The sequence below is a fragment of the Pseudomonas sp. CMR5c genome (assembly GCF_003850545.1).
Lineage (GTDB): Bacteria > Pseudomonadota > Gammaproteobacteria > Pseudomonadales > Pseudomonadaceae > Aquipseudomonas > Aquipseudomonas piscis.
Genome location: NZ_CP027705.1, coordinates 1,185,212 through 1,207,758 on the forward strand (window position 1 = coordinate 1,185,212; position 22,547 = coordinate 1,207,758).

General features: G+C 65.7%; 19 protein-coding genes. 9 read left to right on the forward strand and 10 right to left on the reverse strand.

Features of this window, described 5'->3' with window-relative positions; genetic code table 11:
• The first annotated feature begins 52 nt into the window (after nt 1-52).
• Both recO and pdxJ read left to right on the forward strand, forming a co-directional pair.
• On the forward strand, nt 53-742 hold the full coding sequence (gene recO / locus C4K40_RS05420) for a DNA repair protein RecO (RefSeq protein ID WP_022642472.1): 690 nt from the start codon (nt 53-55) through the stop codon (nt 740-742).
• A 108-nt stretch (nt 743-850) separates the two neighbouring features.
• On the forward strand, nt 851-1,594 hold the full coding sequence (gene pdxJ / locus C4K40_RS05425; protein WP_053134312.1) for a pyridoxine 5'-phosphate synthase: 744 nt from the start codon (nt 851-853) through the stop codon (nt 1,592-1,594).
• A 93-nt stretch (nt 1,595-1,687) separates the two neighbouring features.
• Here pdxJ and mltF read toward each other — a convergent pair whose 3' ends face one another.
• The gene (mltF, locus tag C4K40_RS05430; protein ID WP_053134316.1) at nt 1,688-3,148 is read right to left on the reverse strand and encodes a membrane-bound lytic murein transglycosylase MltF; all 1,461 of its coding nucleotides are present in this window, start codon (nt 3,146-3,148) and stop codon (nt 1,688-1,690) included.
• 286 nt (nt 3,149-3,434) lie between these two features.
• Between mltF and purL the strand changes: the two genes are divergently transcribed.
• Together purL and C4K40_RS05440 are read left to right on the forward strand one after the other, a co-directional pair.
• Nucleotides 3,435-7,331 (forward strand): phosphoribosylformylglycinamidine synthase, encoded by a 3,897-nt coding sequence (gene purL, locus C4K40_RS05435; protein WP_022642475.1) that lies wholly within the window; start codon nt 3,435-3,437, stop codon nt 7,329-7,331.
• 4 nt (nt 7,332-7,335) lie between these two features.
• Nucleotides 7,336-7,647 (forward strand): YqfO family protein, encoded by a 312-nt coding sequence (locus C4K40_RS05440; RefSeq protein ID WP_053134319.1) that lies wholly within the window; start codon nt 7,336-7,338, stop codon nt 7,645-7,647.
• Nucleotides 7,648-7,722: 75 nt separating this feature from the next.
• Here the strand turns inward: C4K40_RS05440 and nagE are convergent, their stop codons facing one another.
• The 7 genes from nagE to C4K40_RS05475 all read right to left on the reverse strand — a co-directional run bounded on the left by nagE (nt 7,723) and on the right by C4K40_RS05475 (nt 16,242).
• Complete coding sequence (gene nagE / locus C4K40_RS05445) at nt 7,723-9,429, reverse strand: N-acetylglucosamine-specific PTS transporter subunit IIBC (RefSeq protein ID WP_053134322.1); 1,707 nt, start codon at nt 9,427-9,429, stop codon at nt 7,723-7,725.
• Nucleotides 9,430-9,453: 24 nt separating this feature from the next.
• On the reverse strand, nt 9,454-11,970 hold the full coding sequence (ptsP, locus tag C4K40_RS05450; RefSeq protein WP_053134325.1) for a phosphoenolpyruvate--protein phosphotransferase: 2,517 nt from the start codon (nt 11,968-11,970) through the stop codon (nt 9,454-9,456).
• Between the two features lie 27 nt (nt 11,971-11,997).
• Nucleotides 11,998-13,020 (reverse strand): SIS domain-containing protein, encoded by a 1,023-nt coding sequence (locus tag C4K40_RS05455; protein WP_124421267.1) that lies wholly within the window; start codon nt 13,018-13,020, stop codon nt 11,998-12,000.
• Nucleotides 13,001-14,107 (reverse strand): N-acetylglucosamine-6-phosphate deacetylase, encoded by a 1,107-nt coding sequence (gene nagA, locus C4K40_RS05460; RefSeq protein ID WP_053134329.1) that lies wholly within the window; start codon nt 14,105-14,107, stop codon nt 13,001-13,003. Before nagA ends, C4K40_RS05455 begins: the two co-directional genes overlap by 20 nt.
• 29 nt (nt 14,108-14,136) lie before the next feature.
• Nucleotides 14,137-14,868 carry a GntR family transcriptional regulator gene (locus tag C4K40_RS05465; RefSeq protein ID WP_053134332.1) on the reverse strand — a complete coding sequence of 244 codons (732 nt, stop codon included), beginning with the start codon at nt 14,866-14,868 and terminating at the stop codon, nt 14,137-14,139.
• A 270-nt stretch (nt 14,869-15,138) separates the two neighbouring features.
• Nucleotides 15,139-15,642 (reverse strand): murein L,D-transpeptidase family protein, encoded by a 504-nt coding sequence (locus C4K40_RS05470; protein WP_022642484.1) that lies wholly within the window; start codon nt 15,640-15,642, stop codon nt 15,139-15,141.
• A gap of 48 nt (nt 15,643-15,690) precedes the next feature.
• On the reverse strand, nt 15,691-16,242 hold the full coding sequence (locus C4K40_RS05475; protein ID WP_022642485.1) for an NUDIX hydrolase: 552 nt from the start codon (nt 16,240-16,242) through the stop codon (nt 15,691-15,693).
• Nucleotides 16,243-16,391: 149 nt separating this feature from the next.
• Between C4K40_RS05475 and C4K40_RS05480 the strand changes: the two genes are divergently transcribed.
• The 5 genes from C4K40_RS05480 (at nt 16,392) to purT (ending at nt 19,627) form a co-directional block, all read left to right on the forward strand.
• The gene (locus C4K40_RS05480; RefSeq protein WP_022642486.1) at nt 16,392-16,991 is read left to right on the forward strand and encodes a CoA pyrophosphatase; all 600 of its coding nucleotides are present in this window, start codon (nt 16,392-16,394) and stop codon (nt 16,989-16,991) included.
• Between the two features lie 55 nt (nt 16,992-17,046).
• The gene (locus C4K40_RS05485; protein WP_053134561.1) at nt 17,047-17,571 is read left to right on the forward strand and encodes a gamma carbonic anhydrase family protein; all 525 of its coding nucleotides are present in this window, start codon (nt 17,047-17,049) and stop codon (nt 17,569-17,571) included.
• Entirely contained in the window at nt 17,568-17,783 is a 216-nt protein-coding gene (locus tag C4K40_RS05490; protein ID WP_022642488.1) for a DUF1289 domain-containing protein, read from the forward strand. The genes C4K40_RS05485 and C4K40_RS05490 overlap by 4 nt, the downstream gene beginning before the upstream one ends.
• Nucleotides 17,784-17,883: 100 nt before the next feature.
• Nucleotides 17,884-18,351 (forward strand): preQ0 transporter, encoded by a 468-nt coding sequence (locus C4K40_RS05495; protein ID WP_053134335.1) that lies wholly within the window; start codon nt 17,884-17,886, stop codon nt 18,349-18,351.
• A 94-nt stretch (nt 18,352-18,445) separates the two neighbouring features.
• Complete coding sequence (gene purT, locus C4K40_RS05500; RefSeq protein ID WP_053134338.1) at nt 18,446-19,627, forward strand: formate-dependent phosphoribosylglycinamide formyltransferase; 1,182 nt, start codon at nt 18,446-18,448, stop codon at nt 19,625-19,627.
• A gap of 93 nt (nt 19,628-19,720) precedes the next feature.
• Here purT and C4K40_RS05505 read toward each other — a convergent pair whose 3' ends face one another.
• Nucleotides 19,721-21,037 carry an MFS transporter gene (locus tag C4K40_RS05505; protein ID WP_053134341.1) on the reverse strand — a complete coding sequence of 439 codons (1,317 nt, stop codon included), beginning with the start codon at nt 21,035-21,037 and terminating at the stop codon, nt 19,721-19,723.
• Nucleotides 21,038-21,326: 289 nt separating this feature from the next.
• Nucleotides 21,327-22,547 (reverse strand): HlyC/CorC family transporter, encoded by a 1,221-nt coding sequence (locus C4K40_RS05510; RefSeq protein ID WP_053134344.1) that lies wholly within the window; start codon nt 22,545-22,547, stop codon nt 21,327-21,329.

Genomic DNA, 22,547 nt, shown 5'->3' on the forward strand with positions numbered 1-22,547 from the left:
ATACTCCTTTCGGACCCGGTTCCCTCTCTATTTCCTGAGACTCCTCGCAACCATGTCCAGCAACGCCCCTGTCGGCCAACTCGCCTATGTCCTGCATAGCCGTGCCTATCGCGAGAGCAGCGCCCTGGTGGACTTCCTCACGCCCCAGGGGCGCCTGCGGGCGGTGTTGCGCAATGCTCGGGGCAAGGCCGGTACGCTCGCGCGCCCCTTCGTGCCCCTGGAAGTGGAGTTTCGTGGTCGGGGCGAACTGAAGAATGTCGGGCGCATGGAAAGCGCCGGCGTCGCTGCCTGGCTCAATGGCGAGGCGCTGTTCAGCGGGCTTTACCTGAACGAGTTGCTGATCCGCCTGTTGCCGGCGGAAGATCCCCATCCGGCGGTGTTCGATCACTACGCCGCGACCTTGCTGGCCCTGGCCGCCGGCCGTCCCCTGGAGCCTTTGCTGCGAGCCTTCGAATGGCGCTTGCTGGACGATCTGGGTTACGGCTTCGCCCTTGACCAGGATATCCATGGCGCTCCCATCGCCGCCGATGGCCTGTATCGCCTGCAAGTGGATGCGGGCCTGGAGCAGGTGTTCCTGCTGCAGCCGGGCTTGTTCAATGGCGCCGAGCTCCTGGCCATGGCCGAAGCCGACTGGAGCGCGCCTGGCGCCTTGTCGGCGGCAAAGCGCCTGATGCGCCAGGCCCTGGCTGTTCACCTGGGTGGCCGGCCACTGGTCAGTCGCGAGCTGTTTCGCAAGCCTTGAGCCCGCCGCGCTTGCCGGGTCGATGCCAAGGTGCATCGGTAAATGGCAACCAACCCCGTTCTGCCCGTATGCTGTGCGCCGAATCTTCATTTATTCAGGAGCGCTTTCGTGACCACCAGCAATCGCATTCTTCTTGGCGTGAACATCGACCACGTTGCCACCCTGCGCCAGGCCCGGGGCACGCGTTATCCCGACCCGGTCAAGGCTGCGCTGGATGCGGAAGAGGCGGGCGCCGACGGCATTACCGTGCACCTGCGTGAAGATCGCCGGCATATCCAGGAGCGCGATGTGCTGCTGCTCAAGGACGTGCTGCAGACCCGCATGAACTTCGAAATGGGCGTCACCGAGGAAATGATGGCCTTCGCCGAGCGCATCCGTCCGGCGCATATCTGCCTGGTGCCGGAAACCCGCCAGGAGCTGACCACCGAGGGTGGCCTGGATGTCGCGGGGCAAGAGGAGCGGATCAAGGCTGCAGTGCAGCGCCTGTCGAAAATCGGCTCCGAGGTCTCGCTGTTCATCGACGCCGACGAGCGCCAGATCGAGGCCGCCAAGCGGGTCGGCGCGCCGGCCATCGAACTGCACACCGGGCGCTACGCCGATGCCCAGACCCCGGCCGAAGTGGCGCAAGAGCTGCAACGCATCGTCGACGGTGTGGCGGTGGGCCTGGCCCAGGGCCTGATCGTCAATGCCGGCCATGGCCTGCATTACCACAACGTCGAGGCCGTGGCGGCGATCAAGGGGATCAACGAGCTGAACATCGGCCATGCCCTGGTGGCCCATGCGCTGTTCGTCGGTTTCAAGGGCGCGGTCGCGGAAATGAAGGCGCTGATCCTGGCGGCGGCCAAGAGCTGATCAGGCGCTGCGGTAGGCTGCGGCAAGGTCTCAAGACCTGGCGCGATCAAGCGATCGCCACAGCCTGGCTTCTCCGCTCCGAGGCTGGCGGCTTCAGAGCGGCGGGTTTTCCTCGGCCGGCTTGGCCTTGTTGACGCCCGGGACGTGCAGGTTGCCTTCGGCGACCTGGTCGCCCTCCAGCTGCGGCTGGGTCACCCAGGTGAGGATGTCGTAGTAGCGACGGATGTTGGCCACGAAGTGCACCGGCTCGCCGCCCCGGGCATAGCCATAGCGGGTCTTGCTGTACCACTGCTTCTGCGACAGGCGCGGCAGCATCTTCTTCACGTCCAGCCACTTGTTCGGATTCAGGCCTTCGCGCTTGGCCAGGGTGCGCGCGTCATCCAGGTGGCCGGTGCCGACGTTGTAGGCGGCAAGGGCGAACCAGGTGCGGTCCGGCTCCTCGATCTTGTCATCCAGCTGATCCCTGATGTAGGCCAGGTACTTGGCCCCGCCGCTGATGCTTTGCTTGGGGTCCAGGCGGTTGGAGACGCCCATGGCCTGGGCGGTGTTCTGGGTCAGCATCATCAGGCCGCGCACGCCGGTCTTGGAGGTCACCTCGGCCTGCCACATGGATTCCTGGTAGCCGACGGCGGCCAGCAGGCGCCAGTCGAGCTTCTGCTGCTTGGCCGAGGCCTTGAAGTGCTTCTCGTACTTGGGCAGGCGTTGCTGCAGGTGCTGGGCGAAGGTGTAGGCGCCCACATAACCGAGCACGTCCACGTGGCCGTAGTAGCGGTCCTTGAGGCGTTGCAGGGTGCCGTTCTTCTCCACTTTGTCGAGGAAGGCGTTGATCTCGTTGAGCAGGCTGTTGTCGTCGCCGGCGGCCACTGCCCAGCTCTGGCTGCGGGCGTCGCCGAGGTCGAAGGCTACTCGCACATTGGGGAAATACACCTGGTTCATCGCCAGTTCGTTGGAATCCACCAGGGTCAGGTCGATCTGACCCTCGTCGACCATGCGCAGCAGGTCCACCACTTCCACGGCGTCCGATTCTTCGTAGGCGATAGCGGGATACTTGAGCTTGAGTTCGGCCAGTTGTTCGGCATGGCTGCTGCCCTTGAGCACCATGATGTGCTTGCCCACCAGGTCCTGGGCGGTGGTGGGGCGGGACTGGCCGTTGCGATAGATGATCTGCGGGGTGACCTCCAGGTACGGGTGGGAGAAGCGCACCTGCTGCTTGCGCTGCTCGCTGCCCACCAGGCCGGCGGCGGCCAGCACCGGGCCCTTGGGTTGGCCCAGCTGGCCGAACAGGTCGTCGAGGTTGTCGGCGGTCTCGATCTTCAGCTCGACCCCCAGATCGTCGGCGAAGCGTTTCACCAGCTCGTATTCGAAGCCGGTTTCACCATTGCGATCCTGGAAGTAGGTGGCGGGACTGTTCCGGGTGATCACCCGCAGCACGCCATCCTCCTTTACACGCTCCAGGGTGCTGGGTTTTTCAACGCAGGCACCGAGCATCAGGAAGAGTCCGGTAACGATGAGCCACTTGGCGCAGCGCGGACGTAAAGCCATAGGGGAAAACATTGGCGCAGTATACGCAAAGCACAACGGCCGCCATATCTCGACAGCGAAGGGCTTGTCTGCTAGCGATTGGCGGCCTGGGCTGGAGGCCACGGGATTGGGCCTTCGGCGGCCAATGTGACGATTCAAATAACCCTTGGCGATAACCTTGATAAGCCTTTGTTATAGGGTGCCATGCCCGGGCCGACGCCCGGAGGCGTGGGTGGATAGCGTTTCGAGTGCCGATGCTGGCGGTTTACGTTAGAATGCACGGCCTCAAAGCACACCCCTTCCCGAGGCTGTCCCGAAGATGTTGATCCTGCGCGGCGCTCCTGCCCTTTCTGCCTTTCGCCACAGCAAACTCCTTGAGCAACTGAGCCAGAAAGTACCGGCTGTCAGTGGCCTGTATGCTGAATTCGCTCACTTCGCCGAAGTCACCGGCGTCCTGACCGGCGACGAACAGCAGGTGCTTGCGCGCCTTCTGAAGTACGGCCCAAGCGTTCCGGTACAAGAGCCGAGCGGCCGACTGTTCCTGGTCCTGCCGCGGTTCGGCACCATCTCGCCCTGGTCGAGCAAGGCCAGCGACATCGCCCGTAACTGCGGCCTGGCGAAAGTCCAGCGCCTGGAACGGGGTATTGCCTTCTATGTGGCCGGCGAGTTCAGCGAGGCCGATGCCCAACTGATCGGCGATGCGTTGCACGACCGCATGACCCAGGTGGTGATGGCCAACCTGGAGCAGGCCGGCGGCCTGTTCAGCCACGCCGAACCCAAGCCGTTGACCGCAGTGGACATCCTCGGCGGCGGTCGCGCCGCCCTGGAAAAGGCCAACAGCGAGCTGGGCCTGGCCCTGGCCGAAGATGAAATCGACTACCTGATGACGGCCTTCCAGGGGCTGGCACGCAACCCCCACGACATCGAACTGATGATGTTCGCCCAGGCCAACTCCGAGCACTGCCGCCACAAGATCTTCAACGCCAGTTGGGACATCGACGGCCAGGCCCAGGAAAAAAGCCTGTTCGGCATGATCAAGAACACCTACCAGATGCACAACGAAGGTGTGCTCTCGGCCTACAAGGACAACGCCGCGGTAATCGTCGGTTCCGTCGCCGGGCGCTTCTTCCCGAATCCCGAGACCCGCCAGTACGGCGCGGTGCAGGAGCCGGTGCATATCCTGATGAAGGTCGAGACCCACAACCACCCGACCGCCATCGCCCCGTTCCCTGGCGCTTCCACCGGTTCGGGCGGCGAGATCCGCGACGAGGGTGCCACCGGTCGTGGCGCCAAGCCCAAGGCCGGTCTCACCGGTTTCACCGTTTCCAACCTGCAGATCCCCGGCTTCGAACAGCCTTGGGAAGTGCCGTACGGCAAGCCCGAGCGCATCGTCGACGCCCTGGACATCATGATCGAAGGTCCGCTGGGTGGCGCAGCCTTCAACAACGAATTCGGCCGTCCGGCCCTGACCGGCTACTTCCGGACCTTCGAACAGTCCATCACCACCCCCCGTGGTGAAGAAGTGCGTGGCTACCACAAGCCGATCATGCTGGCTGGCGGCATGGGCAACATCCGCGACGAACACGTGCAGAAGGGCGAGATCACCGTCGGCTCCAAGCTGATCGTCCTCGGCGGCCCGGCGATGCTCATCGGCCTGGGCGGCGGCGCCGCTTCCTCCATGGCTACCGGCACCAGCTCGGCGGACCTGGATTTTGCCTCGGTACAGCGCGAGAACCCGGAAATGGAGCGCCGTTGCCAGGAGGTCATCGACCGTTGCTGGCAGCTGGGAGACAAGAACCCCATCAGCTTCATCCACGACGTCGGCGCGGGCGGCCTGTCCAACGCCTTCCCCGAGCTGGTCAACGACGGCGGCCGCGGCGGTCGCTTCGAGCTGCGCAACATTCCCAACGACGAGCCGGGCATGGCCCCGCACGAGATCTGGTCCAACGAATCCCAGGAACGTTATGTCCTGGCGGTGGGCGCCGAGGACTTCGAGCGCTTCAAGGCCATCTGCGAGCGCGAGCGCTGCCCGTTCGCGGTGGTCGGCGAAGCCACCGCCGAGCCGCAGCTTACGGTCACGGATAGCCACTTCGGCAACAGCCCGGTGGACATGCCCCTGGAAGTGCTGCTGGGCAAGGCCCCGCGCATGCACCGTTCGGCCGTTCGCGAAGCCGAGCTGGGCGACGATTTCGATCCGAGCACCCTGGACGTCGCCGAGAGCATCGAGCGTGTCCTGCACCACCCGGCCGTAGCCAGCAAGAGCTTCCTGATCACCATCGGCGACCGCACCATCACCGGCCTTGTGGCCCGCGACCAGATGGTCGGCCCGTGGCAGGTGCCGGTAGCCGACGTGGCGGTCACCGCCACCAGCTTCGATGTCTACACCGGCGAAGCCATGGCCATGGGCGAGCGTACTCCGCTGGCCCTGCTGGATGCCCCGGCGTCCGGGCGCATGGCCATCGGCGAGACCCTGACCAACCTCGCGGCCTCGCGCATCGGCAAGATCAGCGACATCAAGCTCTCCGCCAACTGGATGTCCGCTGCCGGCCACCCGGGCGAAGACGCGCGCCTGTACGACACCGTCAAGGCTGTCGGCATGGAGCTGTGCCCGGAGCTGGGCATCACCATCCCGGTGGGCAAGGACTCCATGTCCATGGCCACCCGCTGGAGCGAAGAGGGCGTGGACAAGAGCGTCACCGCGCCGCTGTCGCTGATCGTCACCGGCTTCGCCCCGGTCACTGACATCCGCCAGACCCTGACCCCGCAACTGCGCATGGACAAGGGCACCACCGACCTGGTCCTGATCGACCTGGGCCGTGGCCAGAACCGCATGGGCGCCTCGATCCTCGCCCAGACCCACGGCAAGATCGGCAAGCAGGCTCCGGACGTCGATGACGCCGAAGACCTGAAGGCCTTCTTCGCGGTGATCCAGGGCCTCAATGCCGACGGCCACCTGCTGGCCTACCACGACCGTTCCGACGGCGGCCTGCTGACCAGCGCAGTGGAAATGGCCTTCGCCGGCCACTGCGGCCTGAACCTGAACCTGGATGCCCTGGCTGCCAGCGCGGCCGATATCCCGGCCATCCTGTTCAACGAGGAATTGGGTGCTTTGATCCAGGTTCGCCAGGACGCCACTCCGAGCGTGCTCGCACAGTTCAGCGCCGCGGGCCTGGGCGACTGCGTGGCGGTGATCGGCCAGCCGGTCAACAACGGCCACATCAACATCACCTTCAATGGCGAGAACGTGTTCGCCGGCGAGCGTCGCCTGCTGCAGCGCCAGTGGGCCGAGACCAGCTACCAGATCCAGCGCCTGCGCGACAACGCCGACTGCGCCGAGCAGGAGTTCGACGTGGTCCTGGAGGAAGACAACCCGGGCCTGAGCGTCAAGCTGAGCTTCGACGTCAACCAGGACATCGCCGCGCCTTACATCAAGAAGGGCGTACGGCCCCAGGTGGCAGTGCTGCGCGAGCAGGGCGTCAATGGCCAGGTGGAAATGGCCGCGGCGTTCGACCGTGCCGGCTTCAACGCCATCGACGTGCACATGAGCGATATCCTCGCCGGTCGCGTCGACCTCAACGAGTTCAAGGGCATGGTCGCCTGCGGCGGCTTCTCCTACGGTGACGTACTGGGCGCCGGCGAAGGCTGGGCCAAGTCGGCGCTGTTCAACAGCCGCGCCCGCGATGCGTTCCAGGGCTTCTTCGAGCGCAACGACACCTTCACCCTTGGTGTGTGCAACGGGTGCCAGATGATGTCCAACCTGCACGAGCTGGTCCCGGGCAGTGAGTTCTGGCCGCACTTCGTGCGCAACCGTTCCGAGCAATTCGAAGGCCGCGTGGCCATGGTCCAGGTGCAGGAGTCGAACTCGATCTTCCTGCAGGGCATGGCTGGTTCGCGGATGCCGATCGCCATCGCCCACGGCGAAGGCCATGCCGAGTTCGAAAGCGAAGAAGCGCTGCTGGAAGCCGACCTGTCCGGTTGCGTGGCCCTGCGCTTCGTCGACAACCACGGCAAGGTCACCGAGCGCTACCCGGCCAACCCCAACGGTTCGCCACGCGGGATCACCGGCCTCACCAGCCGCGACGGTCGCGTCACCATCATGATGCCGCACCCTGAGCGGGTGTTCCGTGCCGTGCAGAACTCCTGGCGTCCTGACGACTGGAACGAAGATGCGGGCTGGATGCGCATGTTCCGCAACGCTCGCGTCTGGGTGAACTGAGGCGATGTACAAGCTCAGCTTCTTCGTGCCTCCCAGCCATGTGGAGCAGGTCAAGAGCGCCGTGTTCGCCGCAGGTGGCGGACGCATCGGCACCTACGACCAGTGCGCCTGGCAGGTGCTCGGCCAGGGCCAGTTCCGCCCCTTGGACGGCAGCCAGCCGTTCCTCGGGCAGACCGGCCTGGTGGAGTGGGTGGAGGAGTGGAAGGTCGAGCTGGTGGTGGCCGATGAACTGATCCGCGACGTGGTGATGGCCCTCAAACAGAGCCATCCCTACGAGACTCCGGCCTACGAGGTGTGGCGTCTGGAGCAGTTCTGAGGTTATCCACAGACAAAAAGCCCGCTGAGCCGGAAACGGCCAGCGGGCTTTTTTATTGGCGCGCGGTTTCGCTCCTCAGGCGCTGGCACTGACCTCGCGCTGCATCAGCACCTGGAGCGCGGCTTGCAGGCCGGCGGCCTTCTCGCCGATCAGCACATGCCAGACGTCGCCTTCCAGGCGCCTTGTGCCCTGGCAGCCCAGGTTGCGTAGCGCCGCTTCCGACAAGCCACGGCTGTCGCCCAGTTGCACCCGCAGCCGGGTCAGGGCTACGCAGTCCAGTTGCAGCAGGTTGTCGCGACCGCCCAGGGCGGTGAGCCATTGCTGGGCTTCCTGGGTGGGAACCGCGATCGATACCGGAGCCGGCGTCTGCGGCAGCGGTTCGGGAGTGCTGCGCGAGGCCGGCAGGGCCTGGCGGATTTCATCGGCGATGCTATCGGCGGTCGGGCCGACCACCACTTGCAGGCTGCAGCCCTTGCCGGGGCGTACCACGGCCATGGCGCCCAGGGCCTTGAGGTCGGCGTCGCGGGCCAGGTCGCGGTCGGCCAGTTCCAGGCGCAGGCGGGTGGTGCAGGCGCCCACGGTGATCAGGTTCGCGGCGCCGCCCAGGGCCTTGATGTAGGCCGTGGCGCGCTGGTCGCTGGCCAGCTCGCTCTTGTTGGCGGTGGGGATGTCCTCGCGACCCGGGGTCTTGAGGTTGAAGCGGCGAATGCAGAAATCGAACACCAGGTAGTAGATCACCGCATACAGCAACCCCACCGGCAACACCTTCCAGCCATTGGTGGAGCGACCCCAGCCCAGGGCCATGTCGATGGCGCCGCCGGAGAAGGTGAAGCCCAAGTGGATATCCAGCAGGTTGGTCAGGGCCATGGACATCCCGGTGAGCAGCGCATGCACCAGGTACAGCAGCGGCGCGAGGAACATGAAGGCGAACTCGATGGGTTCGGTGACCCCGGTGAGGAACGAGGTCAGGGCCATGGACAGGAAGATCCCGCCCATCACCTTGCGCCGCTCCGGCAGGGCATTGCGGTACATGGCCAGGCAGGCGGCGGGCAGGCCGAACAGCATCATCGGGAACATCCCGGTCATGAACTGGCCGCCGTTGGGGTCGCCGGCAAAATAGCGGGTCAGGTCGCCGGTGACCACGGCGCCGGTGTTCGGGTCGGTAAAGCTGCCGAAGATGAACCAGGCCATGTTGTTGAGGATGTGGTGCAGGCCAGTGACGATCAGCAGGCGGTTGAACACGCCGAAGACGAAGGCGCCGAAGCTGCCGCTTTCCAGCAGCAGTTGGCCGAAGCTGTTGATGCCATGCTGGATCGGCGGCCAGATCAGGCCGAACACCACGCCCAGGCCCACGGCGGTGAAGCCGGTGACGATGGGCACGAAGCGCCGGCCACCGAAGAACGCCAGGTATTCCGGCAGCTTGATGTCCTTGAAGCGGTTGTACAGCGCACCGGCCGTCAGCCCGCTGATGATCCCGGCGAGCATGCCCATGTTGATGCTGGCGTCCAGCACCTTGAGGGTCGAGATCATCACCAGGTAACCGATCGCTCCGGCCAGGCCGGCGGTACCGTTGTTGTCCTTGGCGAAACCCACGGCGATACCGATGGCGAAGATCAGCGCCAGGTTGCCGAAGATCGACTGCCCGGCATCGTGGATGATGGCGATGTCCAGCAGGTCGGTGTCGCCCAGGCGCAGCAGCAGGCCGGCGATGGGCAGGATGGCGATGGGCAGCATCAGCGCCCGGCCGAGGCGCTGCAGGCCCTCGATGAAATACTGGTACATGGCGTCTCTCCTGGATTCTTGTGCTTATAGAGGCCAATGCTCGGCGCAGGCCTGGCGGACTGCGGCGGCGCCGGGCAGGTCGAGCAGGGTCTGGCTCAGATGACGGCATTGGCCGGCATCGAGCTGGCGGACCCGGTCCTTGAGTTCCCCGACCTGGGGCGGGCTGACCGACAGTTCGCTGACGCCCAGGCCGATCAGCACCGGGGTGGCCAGCGGATCGGAGGCCAGGGCGCCGCATACCCCGACCCAGCGTCCATGGCGCCTGGCGCCAGCGCAGGTCTGGGCGATCAGCCGCAGCAGCGCCGGGTGCAAGGCGTCGACCCGGGCGGCCAGCCCGGCATGGTCGCGGTCCATGGCCAGGGTGTACTGGGACAGGTCATTGGTGCCGATGGACAGGAAGTCGGCATGCTCGGCCAGTTGCTCGGCCATCAAGGCCGCCGCCGGGACTTCGATCATCACCCCCAGTTCAGGACGCTGGGCGATCCCCAGTTCGCTGGCCAGGGCATCCAGGCGCTGGCGGATATGCAGCAACTCGGCCACCTCGGTGACCATCGGCAGCATGATCCGGCAACGCTCCAGCGGCGCCACCTGGAGCAGGGCGCGCAGTTGCTGGTCCAGCAGTTCGGGGCGGGCCTGGGCCAGGCGGATGCCGCGCAGGCCCAGCACCGGGTTGGCCTCGGCCGGCAGTGGCAGGTAGTCCAGTTGCTTGTCGCCGCCGACATCGATGGTGCGGATGATCACCGGTTTGTCGCCCATGGCATCCAGCACGTCCTGATAGGCCTGGCGCTGTTCCGCCTGGTCCGGTGCGTGCTGGCGGTCGACGAACAGGAACTCGGTGCGCAACAGGCCGATGCCGTCGGCACCACCCAGGTGGGCGTCCCGGGCCTCGTCGCTGGAGGCGACGTTGGCCGCCACTTCGATCACCAGGCCGTCACGGGTCAGGGCCGGCTCCGTGGCCTGTTGTTGCTGCAAGGCGCGGCGCTGCAAGCGAGCCCGATGGGCCTCTTGTACCTGCTGCAGGCGTTGTGGGTCGGGTGCCAGTTCCAGGCGTCCGCCGTCGGCATCCAGCACCACCTGGCGACCACTATCCAGGTGCAGGACTTCCTGGCCCAGGGCCACCAGGCACGGCAAGCCCTTGCCCCGGGCCAGGATCGCCACGTGGGAAGTCGCGCCGCCGGCGGCCATGCACAGGCCGGCCACGCCCTGGGCGCTCAGTTGCAGCAGGTCCGAGGGGGTCAGCTCATCGACGGCGACCAGCGCCCCGGGCGGCAGGTCGTAGTGCCAGGTTGTACCCAGCAAGGCCCGCAGCACCCGTTGTTGCAGGTCGCGCAGGTCGTTGGCGCGCTCAGCCAGCAAGGAGTTGTCCAGGCCTTGCAGCACCTGGCACTGCTCGGCGATCGCCGCGCTCCAGGCGTGGGTGGCGGCCCGGCCCTGGGCGATGGCGGCGTGCGCGGCGTCCAGCAGGGTCGGGTCTTCCAGCAGGGCCAGGTGGGCGTTGAAAATATCCTGTTCTTCCTGGTTGTGGCGCCGGCGGGCCTGGTCCAGGGTCTGGTGGATGTCGGCGCGGACCTGCTCCAGGGCTTTCTCCAAGGCTTGGCGCTGTTCATGGGGCTGGTGCTGGCCAAGGTCCTCCGGCAATTGCATGGCCTCAAGTCGCAGCAGTGGGCCGGCGATCAGCCCTGGTGCGGCACAGACCCCATGCAATACGCCGTCTTCGGCGGGGCGCCGGATGCTGGGCGCGACCACGGCGGGCGCGGGATGGGCGTCGCTCTCCAGCGCCGTGCCCAGGGTCTTGAGCAGTGCTTGCAAGGCGGCGTGGCAATCGGCGCCCTGGCAACTGACCAGCACTTCATCCTGTTCGCCGATACCCAGGCCCATCAGGGCCACCAGGCTGGTGCAGGGGGCGCTCTTGTCCTTGAAACTCAGCTGCGATTGGCTGGCGAAGCCGGCGGCGCATTGGCGGACCAGGGCCGCGGGGCGCGCATGCAGGCCGCCGCGATGGGCAACCCGGACCCGGGCGCTGGCCTGTTCCGCCGAGCCCGGGGCGCTAGATGAGGATGCCGGAGCCTGGCTGCGTCGAGTGATATGCAACAGTGGTTCGCCGATCTTCACGGCGCCCAGGCTCAGCGGACGCAGCTCGAAGCCCTCGCTGTTGGTCAGGATCAGCAGGCTGATCAGGCTCCGGCAATGCTGCGCGACATAGTCCAGGTCGAAGCGCAGCAGAGGCTGGCCGGCGCTGACGCGCTGGCCTTCCTGGACCAGCAGCTCGAAGCCTTTACCCTTCAGCTCGACGGTATCCAGGCCCAGGTGCAGCAGTACTTCGGCGCCGTTGTCGGCGCGCAGGGTCACGGCGTGGCCGGTGCGTGCGACCTGGATCACCTGGCCGGCGCAGGGGGCGTGCAGGGTGTCGTTGAGCGGATCGATGGCGATCCCGTCGCCCATGGCGCCGGTGGCGAACACCGGATCGGGAACGTTGCGTAGCGGCAAGACGGGCCCGCTTAGCGGGGCACCGAGCGTCAGGTCGTTATTGTTGTTGTGCATGGCGCAGTACTCATCGATCAAGGGGGCTTAGTGAGTGCGGGTCACTTTGCTCAGGTGCCGTGGCTGGTCGGGGTCCATGCGGCGGGCCTCGGCCAGGCCGGCGGCCATGACGTAGAAGCTCTGGATCGCCAGGACCGGGTCCAGCGCCGGGTGTTCGGCCAGGCACAGGGGCAGGTCCCGTTCCTGGATATCGTCCGGGGCGGCCAGCAGTACCTTGGCGCCACGCTGGCGCATGTCGGCGGCCAGGCTCAGCAGGCCGCCCTGTTCCGCGCCCCGTGGAGCGAATACCAGCAGGGGGTAGTCGTGCTCGATCAGGGCCATCGGGCCATGGCGCACCTCGGCGCTGCTGAAGGCTTCGGCCTGGATCGCCGAGGTTTCCTTGAGCTTGAGCGCCGCTTCCTGGGCGATGGCGAAGCCCGCGCCACGGCCGATCACCATCAAGCGCTGGCAATTGCGCAGGGCTTCGATGGCCGGGCTCCAATCCTCGGTGGCGGCTTGCTCGAGCCCCTCGGACAGGGCCAGGCCGGCTTCGAGCAGGTGCGCGTCCTCGTTCCAGTGGCCGATCAGCCGCGCGCTGGCGCTGAGGGTAGCGATGAAGCTCTTGGTGGCGGCCACGCTCTGTTCGGGCCCGGCGTACAGCGGCAGGGAAAACTCACTGGCCGCTTCCAGCGGGCTGTTCGAGGCGTTGACCAGGCCGACAGTGAGGGCGCCGCGCTTGCGCAGCAGGCGCACGCTGTTCACCAGGTCCGGGCTCTGGCCCGACTGCGAGAAGGCGAAGACCGCCTGGCCGCTGACCCTTAGTGGCGCTTGCTGCATGGTGACCACCGACATTGGCAGGGAGGCCACTGGAATGCCTACATGCTGCATGGTCAGGTAGGCGAAGTAGCTGGCGGCATGGTCGGAACTGCCCCGGGCCACGGTCATCGCCACTTGCGGCGGTTGGCGTCGCAGGCGACCGGCCACCTCCACCAGCGACGGCTCCAGGTGCTGCAGCTGGTTGCTCACGGCGGTGTGCGAGGACAGCGCCTCTTCAAGCATCTTGGAAGTCAAGCTCTTCTCCTTCGACCATGACGGCGGTCAGTTTGAGTGCGCGGTCCAGGCGCACGCTGTCGGCCCAACTGCCAGGTTGCAGGCGGCCGCGCTCGGGTAGGCCGAGGTAGTCGGCGGGAAACTGCGACAGGCGCTGCGAGGCTTCGGCCAGGGGCAGGCCGATCTTCACCAGGTTGCGCAGGGCCTGGTCCATGGTCAGGGTGCTGCCGGCCAGGGTGCCGTCCGGCAGGCGTACGCCACCCAGGCACTTGGTCACCGTGTGGCTGCCCAGCTTGTACTCGCCGTCGGGCATGCCAGCGGCGGCGGTGGAGTCGGTGACGCAGTACAGGCACGGGATCGAGCGCAGGGCCACGCGCATCGCCCCGGGGTGCACATGCAGGAGGTCGGGAATCAGCTCGGCGTACTGGGCATGGGCCAGGGCCGCGCCGACGATGCCCGGTTCACGGTGATGCAGCGGGCTCATGGCGTTGTACAGGTGGGTGAAGCTGGTGGCGCCGGCGGCCATGGCGGCCACGCCTTCTTCATAGCTGCCCAGGGTGTGGCCGATCTGCATGCGGATCCCGCGCTCGCTCAAGGCCCGGATCAGTTCGTTGTGGCCGGCGATCTCCGGAGCGATGGTAATCACCCGGATCGGCGCCAGCTCCAGGTACTGCTCGATTTCCGCCAGCAGCGCGGTATGGGCGAAGTTGGGCTGGGCGCCGAGCTTGCCGGGGTTGATGTAGGGGCCTTCCAGGTGCACGCCCAGGACCCGGGCGGAGCCGGCGGGGCGCTGCCGGGCGTAATGGCCCAGTTGCCCCAGTACCTGGCGGATTTCCGCGCTGGGCGCGGTCATGGTGGTGGCCAGCAGCGAGGTGGTGCCGAAGCGCAGGTGGGTGCGGGCGATGGTCTCGAAGGCCTCGCTGCCCTGCATGATGTCCTTGCCGCCGCCACCGTGTACATGCAGGTCGATGAAACCGGGCAGCAGGTAGGGCAGGTCGTTGTCGGCCGGGTCGCAGGGGCTGCCATCGATGGCGGTCACCTTGCCTTGGTCATGGACCAGGTGGCCGCGGATCCAGCCCTGGGGCGTGAGTATGTTGGCTTCGGACATGGGCGTTTCTTGGCCTCCTGAAATCGGGCTCAGCGTCGCAATTCAGCGACGAAGTCGTAGTAGTCGTTGCGGCAGTAGGTGTCGGTGACTTCGATCGGCGTGTTGTCTTCCAGATAGCCGACCCGGGTCATCAGCAGCATGGCGGTACCGGGGGCGATGCCCACCAGGGAGGCGAACTCGTCCGAGGCGTTGATCGCCTGGATGTGTTGCAGCGCCCGCACCACGGGTCGGCCGATACCGTCGAGGTACTCGTACAGCGAGTCGCCCACCGCTTCGGGGCGGGCGATGATGCGTGCCGGCAGGGTGCTCATCTCGATCGCCATCACCACATCGTCGGCTTTGCGCAGGCGCTTGAGGCGCGCCACCTTGTCGTTGGGCGACAGGCCGAGGCGGATCAGTTCTTCGTGGGTCGGCGGGGTGAGGGTGCGTTCCAGCCATTGGGAACCGGGCACGAAGCCCTTGAGGCGCAGCATCTCGCTGAAGCCGGAGAGCCGCGACAGCGGTTGTTCCAGGCGCGGCGTGATGAAGGTCCCGGAGCCTTGGTTGCGGCGGATCAGGCCCTGCTCGAAAAGCACTTCCAGGGCCTTGCGCGCGGTCACCCGGGAAATGCCCAGCAGCTCGCTGAGGTTGCGCTCCGAGGGCAGGGCCTGCTCGGCTTTCCACTGGCCGGCATGGATCGCCGCTTCCAGGTTGCGGGCCAGTTGCAGGTATAGCGGGGTGGGCTGGGTGTCGTCCGGGCGCAGGTTCAGGAGGTGGTTCATGGTCGGTTTCCGATGCGGTTATAGGTTGTTGTCGCCCGGTAGTGCCGAAAAACTAATACCACTTAAATACCATGTCAACGCCACTGGTCCGCAGTAGGCGCGCCAGCATGGGCACTATCGGGGTGCTGGCGAGGATAAAGGATTGAAGTGGTATTAGGCAGGTCTGGCAGCGAGGGCCAGAAGCCAGGCCGCGACCCGCTGCGGGTCGCGAAGTGGTATGGGTAGGCGGGTTTTGCGGGGCGGAGAAAATATTTTTTGCAGGAGAGGGGATTAAGGGCGGATCTCGATCATGGTGCCGTCCTTGACCAGGCCCCAGACCTCACGCATGTCGACGTTGCGCATGGCGATGCAGCCGTCGGTCCAGTCCAGGGTATGGAAGTACTGCTCGGGGAATTCCTCGGTGTCCGGAGTGCCGTGGATCATGATCATGCCGCCGGGAGGCACGCCCTCGCGCCGGGAGCGGGCCGAGTCGCTGATATTCGGATAGGAGATGTGCATGGCCAGGTAGTAGCGGTCGCTGGTCTTGCGCCAGTCTAGCCAGTACAGGCCCTCGGGCGTGCGCTTGTCGCCTTCCATGAGCTTGGGCCCCTTGGGTTTCTTGCCCAGGGAAATGCGGTAGGTCTTGAGGGGCTTGCCGTCGTTGATCAACTGCAGTTGATGGGCGGACTTGAGCACCAGGACCTTTTCCACGACCTTGCCGCCCAGGGTTTCTACCGTGGAGGCATGGGATGCGGCGACGAACGAACAGCACAAGAGGGCAAGCAACCAGCGCATTGACACAATATCCCCAGTCGCGCACGGGGTCCCGTGCACGATCATTGTTTAACTGATGGCAGGCTGAGCGAGTGGCGGTATGGACTCGGTGCGTACTTGGAAAGCACCTGCCCGCCGGTCAGCGAAGAAGCATTCTAAGGTACGGCCGACGGTGCGGAAAGCCAGCTCGGACCAAGGGATATCGGCTTCGCTGAACAACCGCACTTCCAGGCTCTCGGGGCCGGGGCCGAAATCCGGGTCGGCCAGCTCTGCGCGAAAGAACACATGCACCTGGCTGATGTGTGGGACGTCGATCAGTGTATAGAAGCTGAGGTCGCGCACCCTGGCGCAGGCTTCCTCGAAGGTTTCGCGGATCGCTCCCTGTTCCACGGTCTCGCCGTTCTCCATGAAGCCCGCCGGCAGGGTCCAGTAGCCCAGGCGTGGCTCGATGGCCCGGCGGCACAACAGGACCTTGCCTTCCCAGGTGGCCAGGCAACCGGCGACGATGTTCGGATTCTGGTAGTGGATGGTCTGGCAGTGATCGCAGACAAAGCGCAGGCGCGAGTCGCCTTCGGGAATGCGCTGGGTCACCGGGTTGCCGCACTGGCTGCAAAATTTCATGGGGGCTGTCCGGAAAAGGCTGCGGCTATCTTGGCGCGGGCGGCCCGTTGTCGGCAAGTTATCCTTGAGCGACATGCCCGGGGAACGGGGGTTGGGCGGCTGCCGGGATTGGTGCATGATGCACGGTAGCCAACAGATCGAGATACCCCATGCTGGACGAGCTACTTCATCGGGTAAGCCACTACACGCCGCGTACATTGGAGGCCGACCGACGTTTTCCCGAGGCCGCGGTGCTGGTGCCCATCACCCGCAGCGACGAGCCGGAACTGGTGCTGACCCTGCGTGCCAGCGGGCTTTCCACCCATGGCGGCGAGGTGGCTTTTCCTGGCGGCCGGCGTGACCCGGAGGACCCGGACCTGGTGTTCACCGCCCTGCGCGAAGCAGAGGAAGAGATCGGCCTGCCGCCTGGGCTGGTGGAAGTCATTGGTCCCCTGAGCCCGTTGATCTCCAAGCATGGACTGAAGGTCACGCCCTACGTCGGGGTGATTCCCGACTTCGTCGAGTATCGCGCCAACGACGCCGAGATCGCCGCAGTGTTCAACGTCCCCCTGGAGTTCTTTCGCCAGGACCCCAGGGAGCATACCCACCGCATCGATTACCAGGGGCGCAGCTGGTACGTTCCGAGCTATCGTTTCGGCGAGTTCAAGATCTGGGGCCTGACCGCGATCATGATCGTCGAGCTGGTCAACCTGCTGTATGACGCCGGGATCAGCCTGCGCCACCCACCGAAGAATTCCGTCACCCTCTGAAGCCATCGCACGTATGGCACTCACCCGCGGCTGCCTGAGCCATGAGGACAACAAGATGAAATACCGCCTGGGCGATGCCCGAGTCCAAACCCATCCACAGAGTTGGGTAGCCCCGAACGCCACGCTGGTGGGCAAGGTCAAGCTGGAGGAGGGCGCCAGCGTGTGGTTCAACGCCGTGCTGCGCGGCGACAACGAACTGATCCTGATCGGCAGGCACAGTAACGTCCAGGACGGCACCGTGATGCATACCGACATGGGGTATCCACTGACCATCGGCACCGGGGTGACCATTGGCCACAACGCCATGCTGCATGGCTGCACCGTGGGCGACTACAGCCTGATCGGCATCAACGCGGTGATCCTCAACGGCGCGAAGATCGGCAAGAACTGCATCATCGGCGCCAACTCGCTGATCGGCGAAGGCAAGGAGATTCCCGATGGTTCGCTGGTCATGGGCTCGCCGGGCAAGGTGGTACGTGAACTCACCGAACCGCAGAAGAAGATGCTCGAGGCCAGTGCCGCTCACTATGTGCACAACGCCCAGCGCTATGCCCGGGACCTGGCCGAGCAGGAGCCATGAGCCTTCCGGAGAAACCCGTGGCCTCGCCTTGCGTGAGCATCTGCGCCCTGGACGAACGGGATATCTGCACCGGTTGCCAGCGTACGGTGGACGAGATCACCCGTTGGGGACGCATGGACAATGCCGAGCGCCGTGCGGTATTGACCCTGTGCCATGAGCGCGCTAGGGACAGTGGGCTGCTGTGGCTGACGGGCTCGGGGAGTAGCAGCTGATTCGTTTCTGCTGTCTTGTCGGGGAATCGAGGACTTTCCTGGCCCGATTCCCACGGCGCAAGTAATCTGTACGTCTTCCCGACAGGTACTCTTCGCCTCCATGTTCTTCCTGATCGCCTATATCAGCAGTGTCGTGCTGACCAACTACGCCTTCTCCGTCGCTCCGCACCTGGACATCATCTGGTCGGCCTGGGGCGGGTTGCTGTTCGTCCTGCGCGACATGGTGCAGACCCGCTTCGGCCATGGCGCCATCGTCGCCATGCTGGCGGCCCTGGCGTTGTCCTACCTGACCTCCGACCCGGCTATCGCCCTGGCCAGTGCCACTGCCTTCGCGGTCTCGGAGAGCATCGATTGGCTGGTGTTCAGCATCACCAAGCGCCCGCTGCACGATCGGCTGTGGATCAGCTCGGCGCTGAGCATCCCCCTGGATACCTTCATTTTCTTCGGCATGATCGACGCGCTGACTCCAGGGGTGATACTCACTGCCCTGGGTTCGAAGTTCGCCGGGGTCACGGCGGTGTGGCTGGCCATGGCCTGGCGTTTGCGCAAAGCGGCGTGCGCCGGCTGAGCCAAAGGCCACGGTTCATGTAAAATGCCGCGCTTTCCCGGGTCGCCAGCCTGGCGCTCGGCCTTCGATGATCCGCTTCCTTGAGGACCTTCAGATGACTCGTATCGGAACTCCACTGTCGCCAACCGCGACCCGCGTCTTGCTTTGTGGCTGTGGTGAGTTGGGCAAGGAGGTGGTGATCGAGCTGCAACGCCTGGGCGTCGAAGTGATCGCCGTGGACCGCTATGCCAACGCCCCGGCGATGCAGGTGGCCCATCGCAGCCACGTGATCAACATGCTCGACGGCGCAGCGCTGCGCGCGGTGATCGAGGCGGAAAAACCTCACTTCATCGTGCCGGAAATCGAGGCCATCGCCACCGCGACCCTGGTGGAGCTGGAAGCCGAAGGCTTCACCGTGATCCCGACCGCCCGGGCCACCCAGCTGACCATGAACCGCGAAGGCATCCGGCGCCTGGCCGCCGAAGAGCTGGACCTGCCGACCTCGCCATACCACTTCGCCGATACCTTCGAGGACTACAGCAAGGCCGTGCAGGGCCTGGGCTTCCCCTGCGTGGTCAAGCCGGTGATGAGCTCCTCGGGCAAGGGCCAGAGCCTGCTGCGCAGCGCCGACGACGTGCAGAAGGCCTGGGACTACGCTCAGGAAGGCGGCCGGGCAGGCAAGGGCCGGGTGATCATCGAGGGTTTCATCGACTTCGACTACGAAATCACCCTGCTGACCGTGCGCCATGCCGGTGGCACCACCTTCTGCGCACCCGTGGGCCATCGCCAGGAGAAGGGCGATTACCAGGAATCCTGGCAGCCCCAGGCCATGAGCCCGAAGGCCCTGGCCGAGTCCGAGCGGGTCGCCAAGGCGGTGACCGAGGCCCTGGGCGGGCGTGGCTTGTTCGGTGTGGAGCTGTTCATCAAGGGCGACCAGGTGTGGTTCAGCGAAGTCTCGCCACGGCCCCATGACACTGGCCTGGTCACCCTGATCTCCCAGGACCTGTCGCAGTTCGCCCTGCATGCGCGGGCGATCCTCGGCCTGCCGATCCCGCTGGTTCGCCAGTTCGGCCCTTCGGCCTCGGCGGTGATCCTGGTGGAGGGCAAGTCCACCCAGACCGCCTTCGCCAACCTGGGAGCGGCCTTGAGCGAGCCGGATACCGCGCTGCGCCTGTTCGGCAAGCCGGAAGTCAACGGCCAGCGGCGCATGGGCGTGGCCCTGGCCCGTGATGAATCCATCGAAGCCGCCCGCGCCAAGGCGACCCGCGCCTCCCAGGCAGTCGTTGTAGAACTGTAAAAGAACATCGCGGGCAAGCCTCGCTCCTACCAGGTTGCGCCAACCTGCAGGAGCGGGCGGACGGCGATCCGACTTGCCCGCGATGACGCCCCGTCAGCCGACCTGGTTCAGGTCGCTGCTGAGGGTTTCCTTCAGGCACAACACCGCGATCAGGCTCAGGATCGCCGCTCCTGAGACATATCCCCCGACCCAGCTCAAGCCGCCCATCGCCACCAGTTTCTGGGCGAAGAACGGGGCTGCCGAGGCGCCGACGATTCCTCCCAGGTTATAAGCCGCCGAAGCGCCGGTGTAGCGCACATGGGTGGGAAACAGCTCCGGCAATAGGGCGCCCATCGGAGCGAAGGTCACTCCCATCAAGAACAGCTCGATGCACAGGAACAGCGCCACCCCGGCGGTGGAGCCCTGGGTCAGCAACGGTTCCATGGTGAAGCCCGAGAGGATTGCCAGGACGCCGCCGACGATCAGCACCGGCTTGCGTCCGAAGCGGTCGCTGGCCCAGGCCGCCAGGGGCGTGGCGGCAGCCATGAACAGCACGGCGAAGCACAGCAGGCCAAGGAAGGTTTCCCGGCTGTAGCCCAGGGTCGAGACGCCGTAGCTCAGGGAAAATACCGTGGAGATGTAGAACAGCGCGTAGCACACCACCATGGCGGCGGCGCCCAACAGCACCGGCAGCCAGTATTGGCTGAAGAGCTCGATCAGCGGCAGCTTCACCCGTTCGTGGCGGGCCACGGCGTTGGCGAAGATCGGGGTTTCATGCAGCTTGAGGCGCACATACAGCCCGACCATGACCAGCGCCGCGCTGAGCAGGAACGGAATGCGCCAGCCCCAGGCCCGGAACTGCTGGTCGTCCAGGCCCATGGCCAGGCCGAGGAACAGGCCGTTGGCGGCGAGAAAGCCGATGGACGGCCCCAGTTGCGGGAACATGCCGAACCAGGCGCGCTTGCCTGGTGGGGCGTTCTCGGTGGCCAGCAGGGCCGCGCCGCCCCATTCGCCTCCCAGGCCCAGGCCCTGGCCGAAGCGCAGCAGGCACAGCAGGATCGGGGCCCAGGCGCCGATGCTGTCGTAGCCCGGCAACACGCCGATCAGGGTGGTGCAGATGCCCATCAGCAGCAGCGAGGCCACCAGGGTCGACTTGCGCCCGACCCGGTCGCCGAAGTGGCCGAACAGCGCCGAGCCCAGGGGGCGGGCGAGGAACGCGATGCCGAAGGTCAGGAATGCCGAGAGCATCTGGGCGGTGCCGGAGCTCTGGGGGAAGAACACCGGGCCGATCACCAGCGCGGCGGCGGTGGCGTAGACATAGAAATCGTAGAACTCGATGGCGGTGCCGATGAAGCTGGCCGTGGCCACCCGGCTGGCGGAGTTGCCGGGGTGGTCGGTGGCGCCGGTGCTGTAGGTCGTGCTGGTCGTCATGCGGTTATCCCTGACAGTCATTGCTCCAGTGGAGCGAATTGTTATGGTCGAGCACCCAGGGATGTGGGTTTGATGCGGGCGTGGCTCGGGATGGGAGCGACGTCGAACGGACACGGTGGTTGCGTGCAGGATCTCGCAGGGTGCGGGTAGCACGCGAGGCTGCGGGGGCTTGGGTAAGCCAGGGGATTATAGAAAGGCTGCTAACGATCCAACAAGGAATTGTCGCAGTGGTTTGCAGCTTGCCTGCCGGGCCGTGAACGACGGCTTGCGGGCTTGTGGCCGGCGGGTCTCAGCGAGTGGTGCTGGTGTGCCAGATGAGCACTCGGCTGACGCGGTTCTCCTCGGTTTCGAGGATTTCCAGGCGGTAGCGGCCGATCTTCAGGCACACGGCGCTGTCGGGGATGGTTTCCAGGGCTTCGGTGACCAGGCCGTTGAGGGTCTTGGGGCCGTCGCTGGGCAGGTGCCAGCCCAGGCTCTTGTTCAGCTCGCGGATCGAGGCCGCGCCTTCCACCACGTAGCGACCGTCGGCCTGGGGGTGGATGTGCGGGTTGTCGAGGCTGTGTTCGCTTTCGAATTCGCCGACGATTTCTTCCAGGATGTCTTCCAGGGTGACGATGCCCTGCACCTCGCCGTACTCGTCCACCACCATGCCCAGGCGTCGTTGCTGCTTGTGGAAATTGAGCAGCTGCAATTGCAGTGGGGTGCTTTCCGGGACGAAGTAGGGTTCGTGGCAGGCTGCCAGCAGGGCTTCCTTGGTCAAGCTGGCGTCGGGCAGCAAGTGACGGATCTGGCGGGTATTGAGCACCGCCTCGACCTGGTTGATATCGCTATGGAACACCGGCAGGCGGGTACGCCGGTTCAGCCGTAGCTGGGCGATGATCTGCTCGATCGGCTCGTCCAGGTTGATGCCGTCGACTTCGCTGCGGGGCACTAGGATGTCGTTGACGGTGATGTTGTCCAGGGCGTGGATGCCAGGCAGCGCGTGCTGCTCCTGGGGAGCTGGCTCGTCGTCCAGCAGGGCGGGGTCGTCATCGCTGTGCTTGACCGCACTGGCCTTGCTGGCGAAGGGGCGTAGCAGCAGTTGGCCGATGGCGTCGAGCAGCCAGGCCAGGGGGTAGACGAGCTTCATGGGGATGGCCAGCAGGCCGTTGCCGAAGCTCAAGGTGCCCTCCGGGTAGCGCGCGGCCACGGCTCGCGGCAGGTACTCGGCCAACACCAGCAGGCCGCAGGTGCTGGCCAGGCAGGCCAGCCACGGACCGTTCTCTGCCCAGTAAAATAGGGCCAGCACGGTGCTGATGATGACTGCCAGCACCCGGCACAGGGTGTTGCAGAGGATCAGGCTTTCCTTGGGAAAGGCCAGTCGGGCTGCGGCTTTGTCACCTGAGCGCGAGCTGCTGCGCAGGGCCAGCAGGTGCAATTGGGCAGTATCGATGGCGGTGAACAGTCCCGACCAGACGATCAGCAGGGCGATTACCGCGAGCATCGGGCCGGTGGGCAGAGAGTCGGTCAT

What these genes read in the sequence shown, in the direction of transcription:
- C4K40_RS05485 (WP_053134561.1), top strand. Translation starts at nt 17,047, where the DNA reads ATGAAATACCGCCTGGGCGATGCCCGAGTCCAAACCCATCCACAGAGT.
- recO (WP_022642472.1), top strand. Translation starts at nt 53, where the DNA reads ATGTCCAGCAACGCCCCTGTCGGCCAACTCGCCTATGTCCTGCATAGC.
- C4K40_RS05490 (WP_022642488.1), top strand. Translation starts at nt 17,568, where the DNA reads ATGAGCCTTCCGGAGAAACCCGTGGCCTCGCCTTGCGTGAGCATCTGC.
- nagA (WP_053134329.1), bottom strand. Translation starts at nt 14,107, where the DNA reads ATGTCCGAAGCCAACATACTCACGCCCCAGGGCTGGATCCGCGGCCAC.
- C4K40_RS05505 (WP_053134341.1), bottom strand. Translation starts at nt 21,037, where the DNA reads ATGACGACCAGCACGACCTACAGCACCGGCGCCACCGACCACCCCGGC.
- ptsP (WP_053134325.1), bottom strand. Translation starts at nt 11,970, where the DNA reads ATGCACAACAACAATAACGACCTGACGCTCGGTGCCCCGCTAAGCGGG.
- nagE (WP_053134322.1), bottom strand. Translation starts at nt 9,429, where the DNA reads ATGTACCAGTATTTCATCGAGGGCCTGCAGCGCCTCGGCCGGGCGCTG.
- C4K40_RS05470 (WP_022642484.1), bottom strand. Translation starts at nt 15,642, where the DNA reads ATGCGCTGGTTGCTTGCCCTCTTGTGCTGTTCGTTCGTCGCCGCATCC.
- C4K40_RS05465 (WP_053134332.1), bottom strand. Translation starts at nt 14,868, where the DNA reads ATGAACCACCTCCTGAACCTGCGCCCGGACGACACCCAGCCCACCCCG.
- C4K40_RS05510 (WP_053134344.1), bottom strand. Translation starts at nt 22,547, where the DNA reads ATGACCGACTCTCTGCCCACCGGCCCGATGCTCGCGGTAATCGCCCTG.
- C4K40_RS05475 (WP_022642485.1), bottom strand. Translation starts at nt 16,242, where the DNA reads ATGAAATTTTGCAGCCAGTGCGGCAACCCGGTGACCCAGCGCATTCCC.
- purT (WP_053134338.1), top strand. Translation starts at nt 18,446, where the DNA reads ATGACTCGTATCGGAACTCCACTGTCGCCAACCGCGACCCGCGTCTTG.
- mltF (WP_053134316.1), bottom strand. Translation starts at nt 3,148, where the DNA reads ATGTTTTCCCCTATGGCTTTACGTCCGCGCTGCGCCAAGTGGCTCATC.
- C4K40_RS05480 (WP_022642486.1), top strand. Translation starts at nt 16,392, where the DNA reads ATGCTGGACGAGCTACTTCATCGGGTAAGCCACTACACGCCGCGTACA.
- C4K40_RS05440 (WP_053134319.1), top strand. Translation starts at nt 7,336, where the DNA reads ATGTACAAGCTCAGCTTCTTCGTGCCTCCCAGCCATGTGGAGCAGGTC.
- C4K40_RS05495 (WP_053134335.1), top strand. Translation starts at nt 17,884, where the DNA reads ATGTTCTTCCTGATCGCCTATATCAGCAGTGTCGTGCTGACCAACTAC.
- purL (WP_022642475.1), top strand. Translation starts at nt 3,435, where the DNA reads ATGTTGATCCTGCGCGGCGCTCCTGCCCTTTCTGCCTTTCGCCACAGC.